General features: G+C 63.2%; 25 protein-coding genes, 1 tRNA gene and 1 riboswitch. Of the genes, 7 read left to right on the plus strand and 19 right to left on the minus strand.

Annotation, left to right across the window (positions count from 1 at the left end; all coding sequences use genetic code 11):
• Nucleotides 1-280: 280 nt before the first annotated feature.
• Both NKJ35_RS11245 and NKJ35_RS11250 read left to right on the plus strand, forming a co-directional pair.
• Nucleotides 281-664 carry a RidA family protein gene (locus tag NKJ35_RS11245; protein WP_352646967.1) on the plus strand — a complete coding sequence of 128 codons (384 nt, stop codon included), beginning with the start codon at nucleotides 281-283 and terminating at the stop codon, nucleotides 662-664.
• A 222-nt stretch (nucleotides 665-886) separates the two neighbouring features.
• Nucleotides 887-1,690, plus strand: a complete 804-nt coding sequence (locus NKJ35_RS11250) for a creatininase family protein (RefSeq protein WP_352646969.1) — start codon at nucleotides 887-889, stop codon at nucleotides 1,688-1,690.
• Between the two features lie 62 nt (nucleotides 1,691-1,752).
• On the opposite strand, the gene NKJ35_RS11255 is transcribed toward NKJ35_RS11250, so the two are convergent.
• From NKJ35_RS11255 to cobD, 3 genes are all read right to left on the minus strand, one after another.
• Complete coding sequence (locus NKJ35_RS11255) at nucleotides 1,753-2,949, minus strand: serine hydrolase domain-containing protein (protein ID WP_352646971.1); 1,197 nt, start codon at nucleotides 2,947-2,949, stop codon at nucleotides 1,753-1,755.
• 76 nt (nucleotides 2,950-3,025) lie between these two features.
• Complete coding sequence (locus tag NKJ35_RS11260; protein WP_352646973.1) at nucleotides 3,026-3,529, minus strand: tyrosine phosphatase family protein; 504 nt, start codon at nucleotides 3,527-3,529, stop codon at nucleotides 3,026-3,028.
• Nucleotides 3,526-4,584 carry a threonine-phosphate decarboxylase CobD gene (cobD, locus tag NKJ35_RS11265; RefSeq protein WP_352646975.1) on the minus strand — a complete coding sequence of 353 codons (1,059 nt, stop codon included), beginning with the start codon at nucleotides 4,582-4,584 and terminating at the stop codon, nucleotides 3,526-3,528. Before cobD ends, NKJ35_RS11260 begins: the two co-directional genes overlap by 4 nt.
• Between cobD and cbiB the strand changes: the two genes are divergently transcribed.
• Nucleotides 4,583-5,554 carry an adenosylcobinamide-phosphate synthase CbiB gene (gene cbiB, locus NKJ35_RS11270; RefSeq protein WP_352646977.1) on the plus strand — a complete coding sequence of 324 codons (972 nt, stop codon included), beginning with the start codon at nucleotides 4,583-4,585 and terminating at the stop codon, nucleotides 5,552-5,554. The two genes, cobD and cbiB, sit on opposite strands and share 2 nt — an antisense overlap.
• 298 nt (nucleotides 5,555-5,852) lie before the next feature.
• On the opposite strand, the gene cobO is transcribed toward cbiB, so the two are convergent.
• The 5 genes from cobO to NKJ35_RS11295 all read right to left on the minus strand — a co-directional run bounded on the left by cobO (nucleotide 5,853) and on the right by NKJ35_RS11295 (nucleotide 9,600).
• Entirely contained in the window at nucleotides 5,853-6,485 is a 633-nt protein-coding gene (gene cobO / locus NKJ35_RS11275; protein WP_352477569.1) for a cob(I)yrinic acid a,c-diamide adenosyltransferase, read from the minus strand.
• 1 nt (nucleotide 6,486) lies between these two features.
• Nucleotides 6,487-7,008 (minus strand): bifunctional adenosylcobinamide kinase/adenosylcobinamide-phosphate guanylyltransferase, encoded by a 522-nt coding sequence (gene cobU, locus NKJ35_RS11280; RefSeq protein WP_352646979.1) that lies wholly within the window; start codon nucleotides 7,006-7,008, stop codon nucleotides 6,487-6,489.
• Nucleotides 7,001-7,783 (minus strand): CbtA family protein, encoded by a 783-nt coding sequence (locus NKJ35_RS11285; RefSeq protein ID WP_352646981.1) that lies wholly within the window; start codon nucleotides 7,781-7,783, stop codon nucleotides 7,001-7,003. The genes cobU and NKJ35_RS11285 overlap by 8 nt, the downstream gene beginning before the upstream one ends.
• A 15-nt stretch (nucleotides 7,784-7,798) precedes the next feature.
• Nucleotides 7,799-7,978, minus strand: coding sequence for a CbtB domain-containing protein (locus tag NKJ35_RS11290; protein WP_023676561.1), 180 nt, complete (start codon nucleotides 7,976-7,978; stop codon nucleotides 7,799-7,801).
• A 36-nt stretch (nucleotides 7,979-8,014) separates the two neighbouring features.
• A riboswitch (cobalamin riboswitch) is annotated at nucleotides 8,015-8,212 on the minus strand.
• Between the two features lie 188 nt (nucleotides 8,213-8,400).
• The gene (locus tag NKJ35_RS11295; RefSeq protein WP_352646983.1) at nucleotides 8,401-9,600 is read right to left on the minus strand and encodes an MFS transporter; all 1,200 of its coding nucleotides are present in this window, start codon (nucleotides 9,598-9,600) and stop codon (nucleotides 8,401-8,403) included.
• Nucleotides 9,601-9,846: 246 nt separating this feature from the next.
• Here NKJ35_RS11295 and NKJ35_RS11300 point away from each other — a divergent pair, with 246 nt between their 5' ends.
• Together NKJ35_RS11300 and NKJ35_RS11305 are read left to right on the plus strand one after the other, a co-directional pair.
• Nucleotides 9,847-10,845, plus strand: coding sequence for a heparan-alpha-glucosaminide N-acetyltransferase (locus NKJ35_RS11300; RefSeq protein WP_352646986.1), 999 nt, complete (start codon nucleotides 9,847-9,849; stop codon nucleotides 10,843-10,845).
• Between the two features lie 16 nt (nucleotides 10,846-10,861).
• On the plus strand, nucleotides 10,862-11,368 hold the full coding sequence (locus NKJ35_RS11305; RefSeq protein WP_352646988.1) for a methyltransferase family protein: 507 nt from the start codon (nucleotides 10,862-10,864) through the stop codon (nucleotides 11,366-11,368).
• A 19-nt stretch (nucleotides 11,369-11,387) separates the two neighbouring features.
• On the opposite strand, the gene NKJ35_RS11310 is transcribed toward NKJ35_RS11305, so the two are convergent.
• From NKJ35_RS11310 to NKJ35_RS11325, 4 genes are all read right to left on the minus strand, one after another.
• Nucleotides 11,388-11,774: a MerR family transcriptional regulator gene (locus NKJ35_RS11310; RefSeq protein ID WP_254818129.1), complete on the minus strand. Its 387-nt coding sequence runs from the start codon at nucleotides 11,772-11,774 to the stop codon at nucleotides 11,388-11,390.
• A 139-nt stretch (nucleotides 11,775-11,913) separates the two neighbouring features.
• Nucleotides 11,914-13,311, minus strand: coding sequence for a magnesium transporter (gene mgtE / locus NKJ35_RS11315; RefSeq protein ID WP_302895619.1), 1,398 nt, complete (start codon nucleotides 13,309-13,311; stop codon nucleotides 11,914-11,916).
• A 349-nt stretch (nucleotides 13,312-13,660) separates the two neighbouring features.
• Nucleotides 13,661-14,143, minus strand: a complete 483-nt coding sequence (locus tag NKJ35_RS11320) for an SRPBCC family protein (RefSeq protein WP_352646991.1) — start codon at nucleotides 14,141-14,143, stop codon at nucleotides 13,661-13,663.
• Complete coding sequence (locus NKJ35_RS11325; RefSeq protein WP_352646994.1) at nucleotides 14,140-14,457, minus strand: ArsR/SmtB family transcription factor; 318 nt, start codon at nucleotides 14,455-14,457, stop codon at nucleotides 14,140-14,142. The genes NKJ35_RS11320 and NKJ35_RS11325 overlap by 4 nt, the downstream gene beginning before the upstream one ends.
• A gap of 435 nt (nucleotides 14,458-14,892) precedes the next feature.
• On the opposite strand from NKJ35_RS11325, the gene NKJ35_RS11330 reads away from it, so the two are divergent.
• Complete coding sequence (locus NKJ35_RS11330) at nucleotides 14,893-15,708, plus strand: phosphatase PAP2 family protein (RefSeq protein WP_352646995.1); 816 nt, start codon at nucleotides 14,893-14,895, stop codon at nucleotides 15,706-15,708.
• A 344-nt stretch (nucleotides 15,709-16,052) separates the two neighbouring features.
• Here NKJ35_RS11330 and NKJ35_RS11335 read toward each other — a convergent pair whose 3' ends face one another.
• Both NKJ35_RS11335 and NKJ35_RS11340 read right to left on the minus strand, forming a co-directional pair.
• On the minus strand, nucleotides 16,053-17,120 hold the full coding sequence (locus tag NKJ35_RS11335; RefSeq protein WP_352646997.1) for a cyclic nucleotide-gated potassium channel: 1,068 nt from the start codon (nucleotides 17,118-17,120) through the stop codon (nucleotides 16,053-16,055).
• 236 nt (nucleotides 17,121-17,356) lie between these two features.
• Nucleotides 17,357-17,441 (minus strand) — tRNA-Leu (locus NKJ35_RS11340).
• Between the two features lie 176 nt (nucleotides 17,442-17,617).
• Here NKJ35_RS11340 and lipB point away from each other — a divergent pair.
• Nucleotides 17,618-18,361, plus strand: coding sequence for a lipoyl(octanoyl) transferase LipB (gene lipB / locus NKJ35_RS11345; RefSeq protein WP_352647000.1), 744 nt, complete (start codon nucleotides 17,618-17,620; stop codon nucleotides 18,359-18,361).
• A 382-nt stretch (nucleotides 18,362-18,743) separates the two neighbouring features.
• On the opposite strand, the gene NKJ35_RS11350 is transcribed toward lipB, so the two are convergent.
• The 5 genes from NKJ35_RS11350 to mce form a co-directional block, all read right to left on the minus strand.
• The gene (locus tag NKJ35_RS11350; protein WP_502894202.1) at nucleotides 18,744-19,424 is read right to left on the minus strand and encodes an ABC transporter ATP-binding protein; all 681 of its coding nucleotides are present in this window, start codon (nucleotides 19,422-19,424) and stop codon (nucleotides 18,744-18,746) included.
• A complete protein-coding gene (locus tag NKJ35_RS11355; RefSeq protein ID WP_352647003.1) occupies nucleotides 19,424-20,710 on the minus strand; it encodes a lipoprotein-releasing ABC transporter permease subunit in 1,287 nt (428 codons plus the stop codon). The genes NKJ35_RS11350 and NKJ35_RS11355 overlap by 1 nt, the downstream gene beginning before the upstream one ends.
• The gene (gene proS, locus NKJ35_RS11360; RefSeq protein ID WP_352647006.1) at nucleotides 20,707-22,035 is read right to left on the minus strand and encodes a proline--tRNA ligase; all 1,329 of its coding nucleotides are present in this window, start codon (nucleotides 22,033-22,035) and stop codon (nucleotides 20,707-20,709) included. Before proS ends, NKJ35_RS11355 begins: the two co-directional genes overlap by 4 nt.
• Nucleotides 22,036-22,595: 560 nt before the next feature.
• Nucleotides 22,596-22,880 (minus strand): DUF1467 family protein, encoded by a 285-nt coding sequence (locus NKJ35_RS11365; RefSeq protein ID WP_254818117.1) that lies wholly within the window; start codon nucleotides 22,878-22,880, stop codon nucleotides 22,596-22,598.
• Nucleotides 22,877-23,281: a methylmalonyl-CoA epimerase gene (gene mce, locus NKJ35_RS11370; RefSeq protein ID WP_352477558.1), complete on the minus strand. Its 405-nt coding sequence runs from the start codon at nucleotides 23,279-23,281 to the stop codon at nucleotides 22,877-22,879. The genes NKJ35_RS11365 and mce overlap by 4 nt, the downstream gene beginning before the upstream one ends.
• Nucleotides 23,282-23,311 lie beyond the last annotated feature (30 nt).

Raw genomic sequence — 23,311 nt, forward strand, 5'->3', positions numbered from 1 at the left:
CCGCTTGTGCAATGCCCGCCTGTGCAATGGCGGCGCGAAGGCCGGACGGGTCATGCTGTACGAAAGGCATCGTGCCTATTTTTTGATCGCCTGTCCACAATCGCACTCGTGACATGCACCGTCATCTTGATGCCCGCATCGATCCCGCATTAGAGCGACGTGCGTCCACTTGGACGCACAAAGTACGCTCTAAAACTTCGTATCCTGTCGCATCGTGCTTTCCGAAAATCGATCTCGATTTTCGGGCCGATGCGATAGGCTGCCGTGAACGGAGATTGCCATGTTCAAATTTCTCACGCCGAAGTCGATCAAGCCGCCCTTCGCCCGCTACAGCCACGGCGTCGAGCTGCCGCCCGACAAGCGGCTGGTGCTGTGTTCGGGCCAGGTCGCGATCACAGCGGACGACCAGATCCCGGAAGACGCCGGCGCACAGGCCGAGCTCTGTTTCCAGAACATATCGGCGATTCTCGGCGAGGCCGGGCTCAGCCTGTCCGACATCGTCCGCATCAACGCCTACGTCACCGACCGCGCCTTCCTGCGCCCCTATATGGAGGTTCGCGACCGGCTGTTCGCCAGCCCTGCGCCGGCCTCGACGCTGATGATCGTTTCAGGTTTTGCCCGGCCGGAATTCAAGGTCGAGATCGAGGTCATCGCGGCGGGTTGAGCAGCGCTGGCCAGCGGCTGGAATCGACAGGCCGATGATCTCAAGTTACACGACAAAGGTTGGCGCGGCCCCTCATCCGCGTGCCGGCACCTTCTCCCTGTGTAGTGACGGGGAGAAGAGCGAGCCGGAACGCTGGCGATCCCCCTCTTCCCCGTCCTTCACGGGCAGAGGCTAAGGGTGAGGGGCAGCGCAAACGCCCATTCAGTCTCTTCGAGGTTCAAAATGGCCGGAACAAAAAAGCGCGTATGGTGGGGTGACTACCGGACCACCGAATACGCGACCATCGATCCTGAGGCGACCATTGCCGTTCTGCCGCTGGCAGCGATCGAGCAGCACGGGCCGCATCTGCCGGTTTCGACCGACACCTCGATCATGAACGGTATGCTGGAAACGGTGATCGCCCGCCTGCCCGGCGATCTCGACATCCGCATCCTGCCGGTGCAGGCGGTAGGCAAGTCGAACGAGCACCTGCATGCGCCCGGCACCCTCACCCTGCCGGCGACGACCTTGGTCGAGGCATGGACCGAACTCGGCCTGTCGGTCGCGCGCGCCGGCGTCCGAAAACTGATTGTCGTCAACTCGCATGGCGGCAATGAAGAGATCATGGGCATCGTCACCCGCGAATTGCGTGTGCGGGCAAAGATGCTGGCGGTGAAGACCAGCTGGCAGCGCTTTGGCCGGCCGGCCGGTATGTACACCGATCTCGAAGGCCGCCACGGCATTCATGGCGGCGACGTCGAGACCTCGCTGATGCTGCATTTCCGGTCCGACCTCGTCGATATGGCCAAGGCCGACAATTTCGTGTCCAAGGTTGCCCGCGCCGAAAAGGAATTTTCGCTGCTGCGCCACACCGGAACGCACGCCTTCGCCTGGATCGCCAGCGATCTCAACCCGAATGGCGTGGTCGGCGACGCCAGCATTGCCACCGCCGAAAAAGGCCGGCTCACCGCCGAGCATCAGGCCGACGGCTTCATCGGCTTGGTTAGGGACATGCGCAAGGCCAAGCTGGCGGATTGGCTGGCGTAGGTGTTCGATCCCACCAGCTCAGGCCTCGCTCACGAGGGGCGATTCCATTCGCGCGAGGATCCTCACTTCCCCTCTTGAAGCGGCGACACCGTGTAGATTTCGTCCAGTATCTTCACCATCAAGGTGTTGGCGGTCGCCTGGCCGTCGAGCGCGAGAGTCAGGTTGGTCCATATGACCAGGGTGACGTCATTGGCCGGATCGTAGCCCATGAAGGACTGGTAACCGGGCATCTCGCCTTCGTGATAGTAGATTACGTTAGGCCCGAAGGTCAGCGTTAGGATGCCATAGCCGTATTTTTGCATGGCGGGTTCGCCCGGCTCCGGCGCCACAGGGCTTGCAAGCCACTGCCGCTGGAAGTCGGCATTGAAGAGCTTGCCCCCGACCAGCGCGCGCATCCAGGTCGCGAGGTCATCGGCGGTGGAGATGACTCCGCCAGCCGCAAAGTAGGCGGACGGGTTCTGCCATGTGTCGTCGTTGGGCTTGAGCGTTCCGGCCCTGGCCGCAGCCTGGAGGTCGTCCGGATAGGGCGCATCAGCCAGGGCGTACGACGTACTGCCGTAGAGGTAACCGTTTGAGTATGGTTCGGGGATGGCGTTCGACGTGCTCGGCGGCAACGCCGTGTTCTTCATGCCGAGCGGCCCGAACAAGCGGTCCCGGAAGATGGTCGAGAGCGGCTTGCCGTCGATCTTCTCGGCAACAAGGCCGAGCAGATAGTAGTTGGTGTTGTTGTACTCGAATTCGGCACCCGGCGCGAAGTCCGGCGGCCGTTTGAACGCCATGCCGAGTACTTCATCGGCGGTCCATACCCTGTAAGGATACCTATCCAGGCTTTCGGCAAGTTCCGGCGCATTTGTGAAGTTAGGGAGGCCGCTCCGCATTGTTATGAGCTGCCGAATGGTTATCTCGTCGCCGTTGGGAACGCGCTGGACGTATTTTGAGATCAGATCGGCAAAGCTCAGTTTCCCTTCCTGCACCAGTTGCACGATAACAGCGGCGGTCATCGTCTTGGTGTTCGAGGCCGCACGGAAGTGGGTATCGGCGCGCGGCGAGTTCGTGGCACCCAGTTCAGTCGTACCGTAGCCGAAGACGAGGTTGCCCCGCGGAGTCTTGAGCAAAACCATGGCACCGGGCAGCATAAGTTCCTTGGCCAAACCCTTGACAGTGGCTTGGAGCGCTGCCAGGTCGATCGACTTGAGAGCCGGCATGGACGCGGCCATGGCGCTGCCTGTCGCGCAGACCACGCCAACAACGATGGCCAAAATTCTCCCGATCATCATTCGCCCCTTGGCCGTGTCCTAGAACTCCTGCGCACTTTCCTGGAATTTGTTTTTAGGCTCAGATTTTCAATTCGAACGGTGTGCCTTCGAAAGCATCCGCGCCGCGCCCGATCGCCTGGATCGCTTCGATCATCCGGCCCCTGCGATCGAGCAGCGTGTCGGCGATCGCGATCAGCCGCGGATTGGGTGTCGCCGTCGGCGACAGCCTGCGCAGAGTCTCGGCCAACTCGGCCTCGTCGCGCTTCGGCGCCAGCGCTGCCGCGATGATATAGGCCGAGGCGGTCGAGCGGCTGATGCCGGCATAGCAATGCACCACCAGCGGCCGCGAGCGGTCCCATTGGCGGGCGAAATCGAGCAGGGTCACAACGTGCTCCTCGCCCGGCATGGTCATGCCCTCCTGCGCCACCGCAATGTCGTGCATGACCAGATGCAGATGGTTTTCCCTGGTGATCGAGGCCGGTCGCACCACCTCCGTTCCGGCGGCGAGCAGCGAAAGCAGCCGCCCGGCGCCGGTCTTCGTCACCGTTTCCTCGACTTTGGACAGCGAGCAGACATGGATCATTGGGTCGTTTCTCCCTTGGCATCATCGTCGCGCCGCGAGGCCCAGCCGGCAAGCGCCGATTCGAGCCGCCGCCATTCTTCGTCGGCTCCCGGCAGGCCGGCGCGCAGCACATCCGGCCGGCCGGCGAAATGCCGAAGCAGGATGCCGCGCTGGCCAAGCGCCGAAAACAGGCCGGCAGCGTTCGCCAGCCTGAGATAGCGGAACAGCGTGGTGCCACCGGCGACAGGCACGCCGAAGCGGCCGAACAGCGTGTCGAGCCGTGCGGCGTCCTCGGCCAGACGGCGCCGCATCCCGGCCTGCCAGCCGGTGTCGGCAAGCGCCCTTATGCCATATTCGAGCGCCGGCCCGGCAATCGCCCATGGCCCGAATTGCGCCTCCAGCCGCTCGACCATCAGCGCGTCGGCCAATGCAAACCCAAGCCGCAGGCCGGCCAGGCCGAAGAACTTGCCGAACGAGCGCAGCACAACGATGCCGCCCTGGTCGACGTCGCCGGCCAGGCTCTCGCTGCGCGGGCCGACATCCATGAAGGCCTCGTCGACGACCAGCAGCCCGCCTCTGGCGCGTAATGTCCCGGCAAGTCGAAGCAATCTTTCGCGCTCGACGACGCGCCCGTCCGGGTTGTTTGGATTGACGACGATCGCAAGGTTGGCCGCCGCCAGGGCTTCGAAATTATCGACTTCAGCCGCCGTGTGGCCGGCGATCGCTGCTGCCCGCCGATGCTCGGCATAAGTCGGCCCGAGCACCAGCGCCTTGCCCGGGCTGACCAGCGAAGCGACGCGCGGCAACAGGATCTGCGTGCCGGGCGCCGCCGCGACGTTCGCCGCCGACGGCGCGCCATAGGCGCTTGCCGCGAGTTCAGCCAAGTCGCGGCTGCGCGCCGTTTCCGGCAATCGCGACAGGGCGGTGGCGGGCAAATCGAAAAGCGGGTAGGAGTGCGGATTGATCCCGGTCGAGAGGTCGACGAAAGGCAGCGGCGCGTGAGGGAAAAGCGCCCTCGCCCGGCCAAGGCTTCCGCCGTGGTCCACTGCCGCCGTTACCCCATCAAGAGACTTCATGTCGATCCTGATCACTTTCCTGTCGCTGGCCATCGAACTTGTACTCGGCTACCCGGCCCGGCTCTTCGATGCCATTGGCCATCCCGTCACCTGGTTCGGCAGGCTGATATCCTTTCTCGACCGCAGGCTCAACCGCGCCACTGATTCCGACGCCGACCGTCGCCGCCGGGGCGTCGTCGCGCTGCTGGTGATCGTGCTGGTGCCGGCCGCCCTCGCCTTCTGGATCGAAGCCATGCTTTGGAGCATTCCCCTCGGCTTGTTGATCACCGCAATCCTGGCGACGTCGCTGCTGTCGCAGAAGAGCCTGGCCGAGCACGTCGAAGCGGTGGCCGACGCACTCGACAGCGGCGGACTGGACATGGGCCGCATCGCCGTCTCCAGGATCGTCGGCCGCGATCCGGAAAAGCTCGACAGGGCCGCTGTCTGCCGCGCAGCGATCGAAAGTCTTGCCGAGAATTTCTCCGACGGTGTCGTCGCGCCGGCCTTCTGGATCGGTATTGGCGGGCTCGCCGGCGGCGTCGCCTACAAGGCCGCAAACACCGCCGATTCGATGATCGGCCACCGCACTCCGCGCCACGAAGCCTTCGGCTGGGCGGCTGCGCGCTTCGACGACTGGATCAACCTGCCGGCGTCGCGACTGACGGCGCTGCTGATCGTGCTTGCGGCTTTCCTGGTCAAGGGCGCCGACGCCAAAGCCGCCTGGCACGCCGTGCGGCGCGATGCGAAAAAACACCGCTCGCCCAATGCCGGCTGGCCGGAGGCAGCGATGGCCGGCGCGCTCGGCCTGGCGCTCGCCGGCCCCCGTTCCTACGACGGCGTGATGGTCGAAGACGCGTTGATGGGCGAGGGCGGCCGCCGCGACGATGTCGAGAGCACCGACGTCCGACGGGCGCTGAAACTCTACCAGGTCGCCGACTTGCTGCTGATTGCGCTGTTCGGGGTGGTCGCAGTGGTTGTTATCTTGGCGTGACCTGCGCTCGAGATCGAGCGCAAACAAAAAACCCGCCAAGCGGCGGGTCGTTGGAGCCAATTAGCACCATAGCGGAATTAGTAGCATAGCTGCCGGTACAAAGCAAGAACAAAATAGGGCAACGCCTCAAATAATCGGTTCAGGTCGGCGCTGCCCCTCAGCCTTACCTCCCCGTGAAAAGACAGGGAGAGGGAGATCGCCAGCGTTGCGGCTAGCTCCTTCTCCCCGTCCTTCACGGGGAGAAGTCGCCGGCAGGCGATGAGGGGCAGCGCTGACCTTGACAAACCAGCAACACCCCTCAGAACTCAATCCCCTGCTGCGCCTTCACGCCGGCGGAGAAGTGGTGCTTGGTCACGGCCATCTCGGTGACCAGGTCGGCCGCCTCGACCAGTGCCGGCTTGGCGTTGCGGCCGGTGACGACGATATGCAGGCCTTCGCGGCGTGACTTCAGCGCCGCGACCACCTTTTCGAGGTCGAGATAGTCGTAACGCAGCGCGATGTTCAACTCGTCGAGCACCACCAGGCTGATCGACGGCTCGGCCATCAGCTCGAGCGCCTTCGCCCAGGCGGCCTCGGCCGCCGCGATGTCGCGTTTCAGGTCCTGCGTCTCCCACGTAAAGCCCTCGCCCATGGCGTGCCAGAGGACACGGTCGCCGAAGGCGGCAAAGGCGTCCTTCTCGCCGGTGTGCCATTTGCCCTTGATGAACTGGACGACGCCGACGCGCTTGCCGTAGCCGAGCATTCTGAGCGCCAGACCGAAGGCGGCCGTGGTCTTGCCCTTGCCCGGCCCGGTGTTGACGATCAACAGCCCCTTCTCGACCGTCTTGGCTGCAACCTCGGCGTCCTGCACCGCCTTGCGCTTGGCCATCTTGGCGCGGTGGCGTTCCTCGTCCCCCTGTTCAATGGTCTTGGGATCGATAGTATCAGCCATGTCATTTCACCTTGAGCGGCAGCCCCGCCACCATCAAAAGCACGGTGCCGGCGACCGCCGCGACGTCCTGGTTCAGCCGGCCGGCGGCATCGCGAAACCGTCTTGCCAGCGCATTGTCCGGCACGATGCCCTGGCCGATTTCGTTGGACACCACGAACCACGGGCCGCGCGGCCGCGACAGCACATCGGCCAGCCTTCGGCATTCGGCCTCGACATCATGGTCGGCCAGCATGTGGTTGGTCAGCCACAGCGTCAGGCAGTCGATCAGCACCGGCTGGCCGTCGGGCAGTGCCTCGATCGCGCCGGCAAGGTCGAGCGGCGCCTCGATGGTCGTCCAGCCATCGCCTCGCCGCGAGCGGTGCAGCGCGATGCGCTGACGCATCTCCTCGTCATAGGCTTGCGCTGTGGCGATATAGCTCCACGGCGCCGGACAGGCGCTCACCAGCCTCTCGGCATGCGCGCTCTTGCCGGAGCGCGCACCGCCGATGACCAGGGTCAGCGCCCCGGCAGCGCGGTCAGGCAAAGCTGTCGCGCAGGCTGGTTGCCGCGCCGGTGAAGCGTCCGCGCACCAGCCCGACGACCATACCGAGCATCAGCCAGAACACCAGATTGGTCAGCGTCACCGCCACCACGAACTGATGATGCAGGCCTTCCGGAATCGCCGTCTCGAAACTGTCGGGCTGAGGCGCGCCGACAGTATGCGGCGCAACGATCAACGCCACGGCAAGAATCGCCAGCGGCAGCGATCTGCGGAAGGCGATAAGGCCGAGACCGGCCGCTGTCGCCACCACTGTTGCCCACCACCAGATCTGGCGTTGGACAAGGTCGGCCGCCGGCATCGCCGGCAGTTCCGGCGGCAGGCCGAGGCCGGGCGCCAGCGTGAACACGGCAAAGCCGGCAAGCCCCCAGAACAGGCCCTGGCGCCAATTGCCGATGCCGCCGGCGAATTCCGAAACCGCGACCAGGACCAGTGCGAAGCCAATGCCGGTGACGATATTGGCAACGACGCTGAAGCCAAAGCGCTCGAAGCCGTCGGCCGGCGCCCAGCCTTCGTCTTCAGCCGGAGCCATTGCTTCAGCCGGTGCCGGCGCGGCGTTGCTCATAGCCATCGTGCCCGCTGCGTTTTCGGCCGGTGCCGCAGGTGCCGCGGCATGGTCATGGCCGCCGCCGGCCTGTTCGTAGACTTCCGCCTTCAGGATGAGCGGCACGGTGGCGTAGGCCTGCATGCAGGCGAGAACGACGCCGGCCACAAGCCCTGCGATCGCCGCGATGAACACGACGTTGCGAAACAGTGTCATGATGTCAGCCCCTTGTCAGTGGCAGGGAAAGCCCATCGAGTGGCGATAGTCATGCGCGGCATTGTGGACGGCATCGATATGCGAAAAGCCGACAAAGCCCATGACGAAAATGCCGAGGAATGCAGCAAGCGCCAGCTGCATGAGACGCGACTGCGAGGAGGCGGAAGCGCCGAGCGAAACGGAAGCGGTATTCATGTCTTGTCCTTTCGCCCTCCACCCGAGGGCATAGAAGTCAGTTTCCTGTCGCCGGCAGGTCTCCTGGCTCGCGGATCAGCGCCCTTCCCCACCTTCCCGAAGGCGAACCTTCAGTGGCATATGGAGAGGACTACCGCACACAGTTGCGGGGGCAGCCACGGCATTGGGCAAACAATTTCGCCCGCACCGCATTCCCTCTTGGTTCCAAACGGAACCGACGACATCAGCGACTATAGGCAGAATCGCCGCGCCCGGCAAACCAAATTCCGCCGGATCGTGTGGCGAATGCGCCGCCTCGCCAAACCGGAGAACTGGCGCCGCAGACGTCGCGATCTGCGCGGTCGAACAGAACGGCCTGCGTTCGATGCGGCACCGCACCGCTTCCACAATTGGGTGCGCGCGCGCCATGCGGCGCTCGAACATCAAAGCGATTTGGGCAGATAGCGCCAGGTGACGAAGCCGCAGATCGCCGCCAGCAGGCCGAGGGTCGCGAAAACCGCGCCCAGGCCGAAGAACGCCAGCACCACGGAATAGACCAGCGGCGGCGTCAGCTCGGAAAAGTCGAGATAGGTGCGGTAGACCGCCGCCATCTGTGCCCGCTCATACGAGCGCACCGAGCGCATGAAGGCGGTCGAGCCCAGCGCATCCAGCGCGATGGTGAAGAAGGCACCGCAAAGCAGCAAGGCGCCGGTGATGAGCGGTGCGGCCTCGCCGACGGCGCCGGCCGCCAGCAGCGTTGCCGACATCGCGAAATAGGCGAACGTCATGGTGCGCCGGCCGCCGAAACGCTTTCCTGCCCTGCCCCAGAAGATTGCCATGAACAAAAGCGCATTGCCGGCCGAAACCAAGAGGCCGCCGGCGAGCTTGCCTTCGCCGGTGATCACCATGAACAGCGGCCCATAGACGAAGAACGTCGTCCAGAAGCAGGAGCGGCCGAAGGCGATCAGCCAGGCCAGCCTCAGCCTTGGCTGCGCGACGAAGCGGCCGATATTGGCCAGCGGATTGACCGGCCGCGTCTTGCCGGGGCGGATCGACGGGTTATCGCCAAGCCGGTAAGTCCAGAACAGCGCCAGCAAAGCCATGGCGAAGACGGCCACCGCGCCATGCGCGGCATAGACGCCGAAACGCGTGTAGAGGTAAATGCCGAGGGTCGGCCCGGCGGTCCAGGCAAGCATCGACCACGCCATGCGCAGCGACTCGGCCTGCATGAAATCGGTCTTGCGGATATGGTCCATGATGTAGAGGTTGAGCGTGATCGCCAGCGCGCCGGCGCCGACGACGCGGCAGAGCATGCCGACCACCTGGCCGGCCAGCGTATGGGTGACGAAGAACAGCGAGCCGGCGGCCAGCAGGCAGGCGCCGGCGGTATAGACCCAGCGCCGGGCAAAGCGGGCGATCAGCATCGGCATGAACAGCGTCGCCGACAGGCCGAGCATCGCCACGATCGTGTAGAGGATCGAAACGATCTGCTCGTTGTGCAGTATCTCATAGGCCTGGATCGGGATGACGCTGGACACGGTGGCGCGCGCGAAGGATTCGACCGCATAGAGCGAGGCGAAGGTGCGGGCATCCGCCGGCCGCAAGGCCGCAAGCCAGATCGGATGGCGCACATGGGTAGCCATTGTGTTCCCCGAAGCCGAATCGCCCGAAGCAGGGTTGGAGCACAAATCTGCCGCGGCGATTCCTGGCCGGGTAACAGGAAACCGACGCCTTCACGGCAAAAAACGAAGCCGGCCAAAGGCTTTCCGGCTCTGGCCTAAAGCAGCCCTGATGCCGACCGTCACCAACGCGACGCAAGGCCCTGCTTCTATTGACGGTGGCAACCGTGATAGTCGTCTTGCCGGGGCTGAACCAAGACAGCGACACCAATGAGCATCGACACGCCGAGCGCAGCCGTTCAGGATCAACCGAAGTCGAAGCGCATCGCCGCTATCGACATTGCACGCGGCATCGCATTGCTTGCCATGGCGAGCTATCATTTCACCTGGGACCTCGAATTCTTCGGCTACACCGATCCCGGCCTCACCGCCTTCGGCTGGTGGAAAATCTACGCGCGCTGCATCGCCTGGAGTTTCCTGTTCCTGGTCGGCATCAGCCTCTATCTCGCCCATGGCAAAAAAATCCGCTGGACCGGCTTCTGGAAGCGCTTCGCCATGGTTGCCGGGGCAGCGCTCGCAATATCGCTGGTCACCCGCATCGCCACGCCCGACGGCTTCATCTTCTTCGGCATATTGCACGAGATCGCGCTCGCCAGCTTGCTCGGCCTGGCGTTCCTGCGGCTGCCGGCGCTGCTGACGCTTGCCGTGGCGGCCCTCGTTATCGCCGCGCCTTTCTACTTGCGATCCGAGCTTTTCGATCATCCGGCTTTGTGGTGGGTCGGCCTGTCGGCGACCAACCCGCGCTCCAATGACTACGTTCCGCTGCTGCCCTGGTTCGGCGCCGTACTTGCCGGCATCGCGGTTACCAAGCTCGCCGCCACCTCCGGCGCACTGACGCGGCTGTCGGCCTTGGCGCCCGGCCGCTGGGCAAACCCGCTGGTCTTCATCGGCCGGCACAGCCTTGCCTTCTATTTGATCCATCAGCCGGTGCTGATCGGCTCGGTCTGGCTGTTTTCGCAATTCATGCCGGCGCAGGCCGAAACCAGGGAGGTGAGTTTTCTGAAATCCTGCCAGATATCCTGCCAGCAGGCACGCGACACCGAGTTCTGCTCCAGCTATTGTGCCTGCATGCTGGACACTCTCCAGGGCGAAGCCTCGCTTGACCGGCTCTACAGCAACGACCAGTCCCTGGAGTGGAAGGCGCATATTGGCGAGCTCGCCGGCACCTGCACCGCCCAAGCCGAGGCGGCGGAACCGGGAACGCGCTAATCGAGGGAGGACAATAATGAGCGACAGTCACCCGAAACCCGTGCAGCAAAATCCTGGGCAGCCGAAGCTGGGGCACATCCCATGGCCGCCGCTGATCTATATCGCCGCCATCATCGTCAGCGTCGCGCTAGGGCTGTTCTATCCGCTGCCGTGGATCGGCGATCTTCTCGGCGACATCCTGTTCGCCGCCGGCCTTGTGGGATTGGTGGCGGTTGCCGCGCTCTGGTTCACGGCAATTCGCGCCATGATCCGCGCCAAGACGACGCTCAACCCGAACGGCGTGCCTGACCATCTGGTGACCACCGGATCCTTCGCCGTCAGCCGCAACCCGATCTACCTCGCCAACACATTGCTGCTGGTCAGCCTCGCGTTTGTCACGGGGATCGCCTGGTTCCTGCCGCTGGCGGTCATCGCGGCGTTCCTGACGCAGAAGCTGACGATCGAGAGCGAGGAGAAGGTGCTGACCGCCAAATTTGGCAAAAAGTACCGGGACTACGCCAAAAGGGTGCGGCGCTGGATTTGAGCCGAGGCTGACACCGCGCCTATGTGGTGACGCCGAGTTCCACCAGCCGCTCGACGCAGGATTCCTCGGCCTGGTCGAGTTCGGCCAGGGTCTCTTCGAGGTCGCGGCGTTTCTGGCGCAAATGCTCGCGCTTTTCCTCGATTCGCTTGATCATCAATTTGAGTTGGCCGACCTCGCCGGGCGGCTCCCTGTACATCTGGATGATTTCGCGGATCTCGTTGATCGAGAAGCCGAGCCTTTTTCCCCGCATGATCTGGCGGATGAGATGCCGGTCCGACGGACGGAACAGCCGGGTGCGGCCGCGCCTTACCGGCTGCACCAGCCCTTCATCCTCGTAGAAGCGCAACGTCCGCGTCGACACGTCGAATTCGCGGGTCAGTTCCGTGATCGAATAATATTCCCGCATCGTCACTCCAATGCCCCGACCACGCCGCGAGTTCCAACTGACCGGCGCCGCCGGCGCTCAGGCGCGTACCAGAATCGGCGGACAAGGCGCTTTCCAAAGCCTCGCACGGCATTTACGTAAAAGTCAATTGAGGTGCCGTTCAGCGCACGCCGAACCACCATGTGGCGAGCCCGAGAAAGGCAAAGAAACCGACGACATCGGTGACCGTGGTGACGAAAACCGCCGAAGCCACAGCCGGGTCGATCTTGAAGCGGTCCAGCAGCAGCGGGATAAGGATGCCCGCCAGAGCCGCCACGAACATGTTGATGATCATCGCAGCAGCGATGATGCCGCCGAGATTGCGATCGTGGAACCAGGCAGCAGCCACCAGGCCGATCAGGATGGCGAAGATGATGCCGTTGATGAAGCCCACCCCGATCTCGCGGCGGATGATGCGGCCGGCATTGTAGATGTCGAGGTCCCTGGTCGCCAGCGCCCGCACCGTGACGGTCATGGTCTGCGAGCCGGCATTGCCGCCCATGCCGGCGACGATCGGCATCAGCACCGCCAGCGCCACGATATGCTCGATGGTGCGGTCGAACAGGCCGATTACCGAAGCCGCCAGGAAAGCCGTCAAAAGATTGACCAGCAGCCAGGGCACGCGCGAGCGCGAGGTCGAAAAGATGCTGTCCGAGAGTTCTTCGTCGCCGACGCCGCCCATGCGCAGCAGATCTTCCTCGGCCTCCTGCTGGATGACGTCGACGACGTCGTCGATGGTCAGCACGCCGACCAGCCGCTCGTTCTCGTCGACGACGGCGGCGGACAGAAGATCGTATTGTTCGAATTCGCGCGCCGCCTCCTCCTGGTCCATTGTGGCCGGGATGGCATGCCTGGTCTCATGCATGACCTCTTCGACCTTGACCGAGCGCTTGGTACGCAGGATCTGGTCGAGGTCGATGGCGCCGAGCAGCTTGAAGCTCGGATCGATGACGAAGATCTGGCTGAAACGGTCTGGAAGGTTGTTGTCCTCGCGCATGTAGTCGATGGTCTGGCCGATCGTCCAGAAGGGCGGCACCGCGACGAACTCCGTCTGCATGCGGCGGCCGGCGGTCTCTTCGGGATAATCGAGCGAGCGCCGCAGCCTGATCCGCTCGGTGAACGGCAGTTGCGACAGGATCTCGTCCTGGTCCTCCTGGTCGAGGTCTTCGAGAATGTAGACGGCATCGTCGGAATCGAGATCCTGCACCGCCTGGGCGATCTGCGCATTGGGCAGACTGTCGACAATGTCGCGGCGGATCGCCTCGTCGACCTCGGTCAGCGCGGAAAAATCGAAATCCTTGCCCAGCAATTCGACCAGCGCGCGTCGCTGTTCGGGGTGCAGCGCCTCGAGCAGGTGGCCGAGTTCCGACTGGTGTAGATCGTCGACTTCACGCTTCAGCGTCAGCGTATCGCGATCGGCGATCGCGGCCCCGATCTGGGCGAGGAACGACGACAGGATGACGCCGTCCTCGTCATAGATGTCGGCGCGGCGCTCCTCGACGGCCCTGGCGCCGGTCATCTGTTCGTCCTGGCCTTCCACCAGCGCCTCCCGCCATCGGATTTCCGGATAAGGTGCCTGTCAGGTCTAACGCATGACCCTGACAATCGGAATCGATTTTGCGAAAGGACCATGCGCAACGGCAAATTGCTACAGCGCCGTTCGCGCGTCCAAACGACGCAACGCATACCGGATGGTAGGAGGAGAGGACGTTCTACAAACCTGCGGCGCTGCAAAACCTTCGCGGCGGCAGGTAAAGGGCAGCGTATCTCCCCGCCCCGGTCAACAAGATGGGGAGATCGACACTGATTCAAAACGGCGAGGCCGACAGTGCGAGGGCCTCGCTGTATTGGAATGGAAGGCTTCCCGATCAGGCGGCGTGGCGCTTGGCCTCGGCCGCATAGCGGTCCAGGAGACCGCTCCAGCCACCCTCGGATTCGAAGGCCTCGCGCATCGCCTCTGCGGTTTCGCCCATGTTCTCCAGAAGCCTGTGCTCGAGTTCCACACGCGTCGCGTTCTCGCCGAGCGCGACAAAGCGGATCTCGACTTCGGTCAGCAGTGCCGGATCGTAGCGCCAGCCGGCTCCAATGCGCCAGGCGAGCGTCAGCCTGGACGGCGGATCCCAGGCGAGAACGTCGCCCCAATCGCATTGTGACCCATCCTCGCCAATCTCGTACCAGCGGCCGCCGGCTTTCGGTTCGATCACCGCGGTCGTCAGGGCGGATTTGCCGATCGAGTGCGAAGCCGGCCACCAGCGCCCGAATCCTGTGGTGAACACATCGAATGCCTTGTCGAGCGGCACCTCCACGGTCACCGACTTCCTGACCGGCGCGGGCTTGATCATGGTCGTCATTTCCTCTTCTCCTTGCTGTTGTCGACTTCCCGTTTGAAGGCGTCGAGCGCATCGCCCCACATGCGGTCGAGCCAGGCGCGCATCTCGCCGAGCCCATGCGGGTCGAGATGATAGATGTTGCTGGCACCTTTCGGCTCTGCGCGGACCAGCCGGGCTTCCTTCAAAACCTTGAGGTGCTGCGATACCGCCGGCTGCGAGACCGGAAGCACTCGCTTCAGATCGATGACCGAGCGTGGCCGATCGGCGATGAGCTCGAATACCTTGCGGCGTGTCGGATCGGCCAAGGCCACCATGCCTGCGTAATCATAAATCATGACTTATGATAAGCTAACACTTATGATACGTCAACAGGAGGCGGCAGGCCGCGTTAAGCACCGGCCAGTTCGGTTTCCAGCCCCCGGGGCAATCCCTTCACGCAGGGGCTTGGACAGCAAATGCGGATGCAAGATTACAGGGAAACAATCCGTCGCATGCGAGCCGGCGGCAAATGTCGACCACCGGGGAAAAGTAAACCTGGCGGCAAGGTTTTTACCTTATCGGTATATGTGTCTCTCCGGCGAAACGTTAAGAACGGGTAAATTGGTTTGGCCCTAACCACGGAAGCCTCTCGCTACAGGCCCTCCGCCATATGGCAATTGCGCCTCTCATTGTTCATGGCGACATATGTTTTAGGCGCATCCGCACTATACCCGGAAGTATTCTATACGTCTGCCTTAATCTATTCTCACAAATTTCTTGTTGGGATCCCGGTGTTGTTTATCGGTGGCGTCTGCTGTGCCGCGCTAATCCATGGCCGGCGGCAACCGGTTCGCTACGCACTGGATTTGGCTCAAGGGCGCTGGCGTGGTTGTCTGCTGGTGCTGCTGTTCTTCTTTGCCAGCTTGACCGCGTTCTCTACCTACAAGATCGCCATCCCGTCCGTCGTCCCATACTATGCCGACAACTGGTTGGCCGACGCTGATGAATGGCTGCACGGGATGCCGCCATGGGAGATCGTCCATAAGCTCGACAGCAACAATTGGTCGTCCGTCGTCTTCAACAGCTATGAAGTCATTTGGTTTTACCAGTGGTTCGGCACCATCCTTTTCGTGTCGCTCTGGTCGGACGAGATTGCCCGCATCCGCTATCTCTGCGCAGCAGCGCTGACGTTGTCCATCCTCGGAACGGTCTTGGCCCTGGCGCTGGCATCGGTCGGACCGGTTTACTACCACCACTTTGTCGGCGTGGATCGCTTCCACGGATTGAATGCGGCCCTGGACAGGCTGGACCATAGTTACATGGTGCGGGAACCCGCGGCATATCTCCTGAAGGCTTACCAGAGCGGCCGGCCAAGTCTTGGCGGCGGCATCTCGGCCATGCCAAGCATGCATGTCGCCTTTGCCGTATTGAACGCCTATTTGCTGTCATCGATCAATCGCTGGCTTGGCGTTCTGGGTTGGACCTTTGCAGCCCTGATCCTGTACGGATCGGTGTTCACTGGCTGGCACTATGCCGTGGACGGCTACGCATCGATCGTTGTTGTATCGGTGATCTGGTGGGCGACCGGACGCCTGGTGCGCGAATAGTTATGTGCGCTTGTCGATGGATGGCCATGCCCGCCGATGGCCAGTTCGCATAAGCCAAACTCGCGACCGCAATCAGGCACAAAGCACGTGCCCCGACAAGGACGCTCCCCGCCGTGCGAGAATTCAACGAGGAAGAGATTCCGCTTTCGAATTTAATGGTGCGGTCGAGATGCAGCGCCGCAACGCCTGCCGCGTTGATTCTAAAGCATTTCTCTACGATTCCGCGGCGATTTGTATTGAGGGCGGTTCGGCAGCGGCAGAGCATGTAGTTCCAGCCAGCCACTGTCGGCGGGCAATTGGCCGCCCTGGCAGCGCATCCTCCTCCTGACAAACACCTAGTGCGGTCAACCCTTAGGCGCCGCGCCGCGCCGCTCGAGCGCGGTTTTGCGAATGATTTCTGCGATCTCCGGGCTGCTGCTGCACAGCATCTGGAAATCCGCCGAGTGTAGCGACAGGAGTGAGACCACCGTTGTGGCGCTGACGGTCGCCGAGCGCGGTTCGCCGGTGATCAGCGCCATCTCGCCGAAGAAGGCGCCAGGGCCCAGCTCCACCGGGTTCGGCGTCGCGACGCTGACGCGCCCCTCCACGACGAAGAACATCTGATCACCGGTCTCGCCCTTGCGGCAGATCACAGCGCCTGCCGGCACGCTGCGAGGTCGTAATGCGCGCACGATCTCGACTAGTGTGGCCGGGCCGAGCTTCTGAAACAACGGCACGGCGGCGACCAATTGCCAATTGCGGACGAAATCCTCGCGACGGACTTCTTGATAAAAGCCGGTGGCAAGAATGCCAGCCCAGAGCGCGAAGATGCCGATGCCACTCATCATGACCGCCCCGGCAAGGACGCGGCCGGCGAAGCTTTCCGGAATAGCGTCGCCATAGCCGGTGGTGGACAGCGTGACCACCGCCCACCACATTGCCTGGGGGATGCTGCCGAACTTTTGCGGTTGGACGTCGCGCTCGATCACATAGGCTGCGAGCGCAACACCGAACAGAACGATGCCGAAGACCGTGGCGACGCCGATCAGGTTGCGCGCTTCGTTGGTCAGGATTCTGCCCAGCAGCGGGAAGAAAGTTGAATCGCGCAGCGGTTTCAGCAGCCAGACAGCGCAGTAGAGGCTCCGGTCGGGCGTGCCGACGAGCAGAAATGCGGCGAGTGGAACCAAAACCGCGAGCGCATCAATGGCGATTGCCGGCGTCCTGTCCCGAACGTCTCCCGCCCGGCGCCTGAGCAGTTTCTCGGCCAATTCCAGGAGATAGATGCCCCAAATGACCGCGAGCACGGCAGCCAAAGCCAGTCTGCTTCGCCCGGACATGTCCGGTGTCGTGAGCGCAGCCACCGCCACAAGCCCAGTCGCAGCCAGCACCGCGTTGAGCGGCGCGTAAATTCTTAAGAACGGCAGTACCGACATTCTATGCCCACGAGCGGATGCTATCCTCCAGAATAGGATGCCTTCAAGGCAAGCGCAAAGGTGCTTGCTTTCGCTGCGATGCCCATCACCAACCGTGAACTCAGATGTCCGGGAAAGAACAGACGGCATAGGACGCGAATTAACAAATTACGGTGACAGTGCGCTTTTTGCCGTATTTGCACGGCTGTGCGACAAGCCTGAAAAATCGCAATAACTTCCACAGCCAAAAGACTGATTGGTGCGGTCGAGAAGACTCGAACTTCCACGGGTTGCCCCACAGCGACCTCAACGCTGCGCGTCTACCAATTCCGCCACGACCGCACGTGGTAGGAGCCGGAACCAACCGGCCCGCGGCGTGTAGCAAATCGTTTCCGGTGAAACAAGTGCGCGGCTAGCAATAATCGGCCGGACATCGGCACAACTCTTCAAGGGGCCGAACGTGCCGGAACTGGACGTTTGTACCGATTGCCGCCATATGAGTGGCGAGACGAGATATCATGACAGAACGCAGCCAGATCGCCACGTCGTTCCTGCCCTTGCCCGGCTCGGCGCCGGTCGAATGGCGGATCGAGCCTGGGCTCACCGCCTATCCCGATGCGCTCGCCGTGATGGAGGCGCGCGCCGAGGCAATCCGCAGCGGCGCCGCCGGCGAGATGGTCTGGCTGGTCGAGCACCCGCCGCTCTACACCGCCGGCACCAGCGCCCGCGTCGAGGACCTGATCGAGCCGGACCGCTTCCCGGTCTTTGCCGCCGGGCGTGGCGGCGAATACACCTATCATGGACCGGGCCAGCGGGTCGCCTACGTCATGCTCGACCTGAAGCGGCGGCGCGAGGATGTCCGCGCCTTCGTCGCGGCACTCGAGCAATGGATCATCGGCACGCTGGCCGCCTTCAACGTACGCGGCGAACGCCGCGAGGACCGCGTCGGCGTCTGGGTGGTTCGGCCGGACCGTCCCACTTTGCCCGACGGCTCGGCGGCCGAGGACAAGATCGCCGCCATCGGCATCAGGCTGAGGCGCTGGGTGAGCTTTCACGGCATCGCCATCAATGTCGAGCCGGACCTTAGCCATTTCAGCGGCATCGTGCCGTGCGGCGTCCAGGACCACGGCGTCACCAGCCTTGTCGACCTCGGCCTTCCCGTGACCATGGCCGACCTCGACCTGGCCCTGAAATCCGCTTTCGAGGACGTGTTCGGGCCCGCCGCGGTGTCGCCTGTCGAAGTGTCCCGCATGGCCGGCTGAAACACTCGCCCAATGCCTGCGCCAATATGCGAAGGCGGCCCTCGCTCATCAGCATCGAGCCCGCCCGTCAATCCTCACATCGCGCCGATCCAGATTGCCATGGAAATGAGGAACGTGCTCATGCACACCAACGAAACGACATCCTGAACAAGATCGGTCATAACTCTCTCCTGTTGTTAGTATGTTCGTATTTTGTTCTAATTTTGTTCGAATGTCAACGATCGCAGCCCGGGCGTCACCGGAATTGCGCTCGGTCATTTCGACAGGGTTAAGAAAGGGTTGAGGGGGAGATGCCGGGCGTTTCGGGGCCGACAGGCGCGCGAAAGCGGCGGGACGGCGCACGGCAGCTCGCAGGCCGTCATCGCCTCAATTGCAGCGCACCCTAAAGCGGCACAACCTTGCCGTCGGCCAGCGTCACGCGGCGGTCCATGCGCGAGGCGAGCTCGTGATTGTGGGTGGCGATGAGCGCCGCCAGGCCCGATTGCCGGACCAGTGCTGCCAGCGCCTCGAACACATAGGAAGCGGTCACCGGGTCCAGATTGCCGGTCGGCTCGTCGGCCAAAAGCACCAGCGGCGCATTGGCGACGGCACGCGCAATGGCGACCCGCTGCTGCTCGCCGCCGGAGAGCTCGGAGGGGCGATGCTGTGCCCGCTTGCCGATCTGCATATAGTCGAGCAATTGCGCCGCCCGCTCGGCCGCCTCCTTGCGCGGCAGCCCTTTTATCAGCTGCGGCATCATGATGTTTTCCAGCGCCGAGAATTCAGGCAGCAAATGATGGAACTGATAGACGAAGCCGACGTCGTTGCGGCGGATCGCCGTGCGCTCGTCGTCGGAAAGCCGGCCGCAGGCGCGCCCCGCCAGGATCACGTCGCCGGCGTCCGGTCGCTCCAGCAGCCCGGCGGTGTGTAGCAGCGTCGACTTGCCGGTGCCCGACGGCGCCACAAGCGCCACCATCTCGCCACGCTTCAGCGAAAAATCGGCGCCGTTCAGGATGGTCAGCTTGCGCGGTCCCTGCACATAGTGCCGTTCGACGCTCTTCAGCTCGATAATGGCATCGGCCATCACTCGTACCTCAGCGCTTCGACCGGGTCGAGCCTGGCCGCGCGCCACGCCGGAAACAGCGTCGCCAGGAACGACAGCGCCAGCGCCATGAGAACGACGGAGATTGTCTCGCTGGCATCCATGCGAGCTGGCAATTGGCTCAGGAAATAAAGCTCGGGATTGAACAACCGCTCGTTGGCCAGCCAGGAGAAGAACTGGCGGATGCGCTCGACGTTGAGGCAGATCACGATGCCGAGCAGCACGCCGGCGATGGTGCCGACAACACCGATCGCAGCCCCGGTCATCAGGAAGATGCGCAGGATCGCGCTGCGCGTCGCGCCCATGGTGCGCAGGATGGCGATGTCGTGGCCCTTGTCCTTCACCAGCATGATCAGGCCCGAAATGATGTTGAGCGCCGCCACCAGCACGATCAGGGTCAGGATCATGAACATGACGTTGCGTTCGACCTGCAGCGCGTCGAAGAACGTCTTGTTGCGTTGCCGCCAATCGACAAGGCCGATCGGCCGCTGCGCCGCCTCTTCGACCTTCGGCTTCAGCGCGTCGATATTGTCGGGATTGTCGGCGTAGATCTCGATCGTCTGCGCCCGGCCGTCCATGTTGAAATAAAGCTGCGCTTCCGAGAACGGCATGTAGACGATCGAGCTGTCATATTCCGACATGCCGACCTCGAAGATCGCGGTGACGGGATAGCCTTTCATGCGCGGCGTCGTGCCAAGCGGCGTGATGTCGCCCTCGGGCGAAATCAGCGTGATCGTATCGCCAAGCACTAGGCCGAGATTCTCGGCCATGCGGCTGCCGATGGCGACGCCTTCGCCGGTGTCGAAGCCGACGATCGAGCCCTCCTTGATATTGTTGGCGACGATGGTGATCTTGCCGAAATCCTCGCCGCGTATGCCGCGCACCAGCGCGCCGGTGCCGCCGCCGACATTGCCTTGCGCCAGCACCTGCCCGTCGATCAGGGGGATGGCGTATTTAACGCCGGGCACGCCGTTGATGCGGCCGGCGACCTGGGCATAGTCCTCCAGCGGCATGTCGAGCGGCTGCACGATCAGGTGCCCGTTGACGCCTAGGATGCGCGTCAGCAGTTCGGCGCGAAAGCCGTTCATCACCGCCATGACGACGATCAGCGTGGCGACGCCCAGCATGATGCCGAGGAAGGAGATCGAGGCGATGACCGAGATCACCGTCTCCTTGCGACGCGAGCGCAGATAGCGCCACGCCACCATGCGCTCGAAGCCGGAAAAAGGCCCGGCGCCCGATGGTCTTGCTGCCGCCGCTTTGTTCATGCGGCGGCACCGAAACGCTGCTTCACGTCCGCGATCGGCAGCGTCTCGCGCTCGCCGGTCCTGCGGTTCTTGATTTCGACCTCGCCGGCGGCGATGCCGCGCGGCCCGACGATCACCTGCCAAGGCAGCCCGATCAGATCGGCGGTGGCGAACTTGCCGCCCGGCCGCTGGTCGGTGTCGTCGTAGAGCACCTCCTTGCCGGCGGCGACAAAAGCGGCGTGCAGCTCGCCGCAGACGCGATCGCATTCGGCATCGCCGGCCTTCATGTTGATCAAGCCGACATCGAACGGCGCCACCGCCTCCGGCCAGATGATGCCGTTATCGTCATGACTGGCTTCGATGATCGCGGCGACCAGCCTGGACGGGCCGATGCCGTAGGAACCGCCAGAAACGAAATGATCCTTGCCGTCCGGGCCGGTCACCTTGGCGCCCATCGGCTTGGAATATTTGTCGCCGAAATGGAAGATATGCCCAACCTCGATGCCGCGCGCCGAGACCCGGTCGCTCGCGGGCACCTTCTCCCATGCCGCCTCGTCATGCATCTCGTCGGTGGCGGCATAGGGCGTCGTCCATGTCTTGACGATGGCGCCGATCTCGGGGTCGTTCGAAAAATCCGTGTCTGCGCCAGGCACTGCCAGCGAGAGATAATCGCGGTGGCAAAACACCTGGCTCTCGCCGGTGTCGGCCAGGATGATGAACTCATGGCTGAGGTCGCCGCCGATCGGCCCGGTGTCGGCGCGCATCGGGATAGCCTGAAGCCCCATGCGCGTAAACGTCCTGAGATAGGACACGAACATGCGGTTATAGGCGGCCTTGGCGCCTTGATAATCGAGGTCGAAGGAATAGGCGTCCTTCATCAGGAACTCGCGCGAACGCATGACACCGAAGCGCGGGCGCACCTCGTCGCGAAACTTCCATTGGATGTGATAGAGATTGAGCGGCAGGTCCTTGTAGGACTTGACGTAGGAGCGGAAGATCTCGGTGACCATCTCCTCGTTGGTCGGCCCGTAGAGCATATCGCGGTCTTGCCGGTCCTTGATGCGCAGCATCTCCTTGCCGTAATCTTCATAGCGGCCACTTTCGCGCCACAGCTCGGCCGATTGGATGGTCGGCATCAGGATTTCGAGCGCGCCGGCGCGATTCTGCTCCTCGCGGATAATCCGGCAGACCTTGTCCAGCACCCGCTTGCCGAGCGGCAGCCAGGAAAAGCTGCCCTGCCCCTGCTGGCGGATCATGCCGGCACGCAGCATCAGCCGATGCGAGACGATCTCGGCCTCGCGCGGGTTTTCTTTGAGGATGGGCAGGAAATAGCGCGACAAACGCATGAACTGGTCCGTGAGAGAGGATGGCGGCGCCGGAATCGGCGCGGCACAGGCTTGCTTGCCCCGGCTTCATAGCCATTTCATGGCGGAATGGAAACCCGGCCCAGGCGCTGCACAGGCGCCGCAAATGCCGCACACGGCTTGCTGGCCGTTTCGCAAGCAACGCCTGCCGTACTATTGTGCACTGCAGCACGAGATTGCCTGTTTCCGGGCAAAATTCTTCGTGACATTTTCACCCGCCTTAGGCTAGTGTGCCCAGATAACCGAGAGGGTAGAGAAAAATCTGCCCTCCTACGCGGTCAAAGTCTTGGGAGGATGCGATCTAGGCGCGGTAACTCGCTGCCGCCGGACACCGGAAACAGATCGGACGCGTTTAAATTGCAAGGCCTCGCGCCTTGCATTTTTTTTGTGCAATCATTTGGTTAGCACGACAGATTACCAAACTACATGACGTTGCGTCAGCCCAAGCCCGCGCCGGGGCTTTTCTTGGGTTGACCTTGCTGGCTCGGCTTGATTTCAGGGCGTCGGCTAGGCTGGGATAGCCGGACACGGTAGATAGCCGGCTAATGCGCTGGGCTCTGGTTGAAATCCGGCACGATATGCGGGATGTCGTCGATGCCGAGGCCAAGCCCTCTCGTGATGCCGTAGAAGATACCCATGAGGACCAGCGTGGCGATTGTCGTGCGCAGCGCCGCGCGCAGCATATGCGGTCCGCGCGGTGCACTCGGAACCGTGCCAAGCGTCACGTCCCGGTCCTCGTCCTGTGTCCGCATGCTGAACGGCAGCACGGCGAACAACACCACCCACCATGTGGCGAAGAACAGGGCGACAAACGAAACCCAACTCATGCTTGCTCCAGTTCGACCAGCGTGCCGAAGAAATCCTTGGGGTGCAGAAACAATACCGGTTTGCCATGCGCGCCGGTCTTCGGCTTGCCGTCGCCCAGCACGCGCGCGCCGCTGGCCTTGAGACGGTCGCGCGCCGCAACAATGTCGTCCACCTCGTAGCAGAGATGGTGCATGCCGCCGGACGGATTCTTCTCGAGGAATGCGGCGATCGGCGAGGCTTCGCCGAGCGGCTCGAGCAACTCGATCCTGGTGTTGCCGACGTCGACGAACACCACCGTAACGCCATGCTCCGGCAGCGCCTGCGGCGCGGTTACGCGGGCGCCAAGCGTATCACGATAGACCGCCGCAGCCGCGGCCAGATCCGGCACCGCAAGCGCGACATGGTTGAGGCGTCCGAGCATAGGGTACTCCCGGGTTAAGGGAGTAGGGGA

Source organism: Mesorhizobium sp. M0136, assembly GCF_040322515.1.
Taxonomy (GTDB): Bacteria; Pseudomonadota; Alphaproteobacteria; order Rhizobiales; family Rhizobiaceae; genus Mesorhizobium.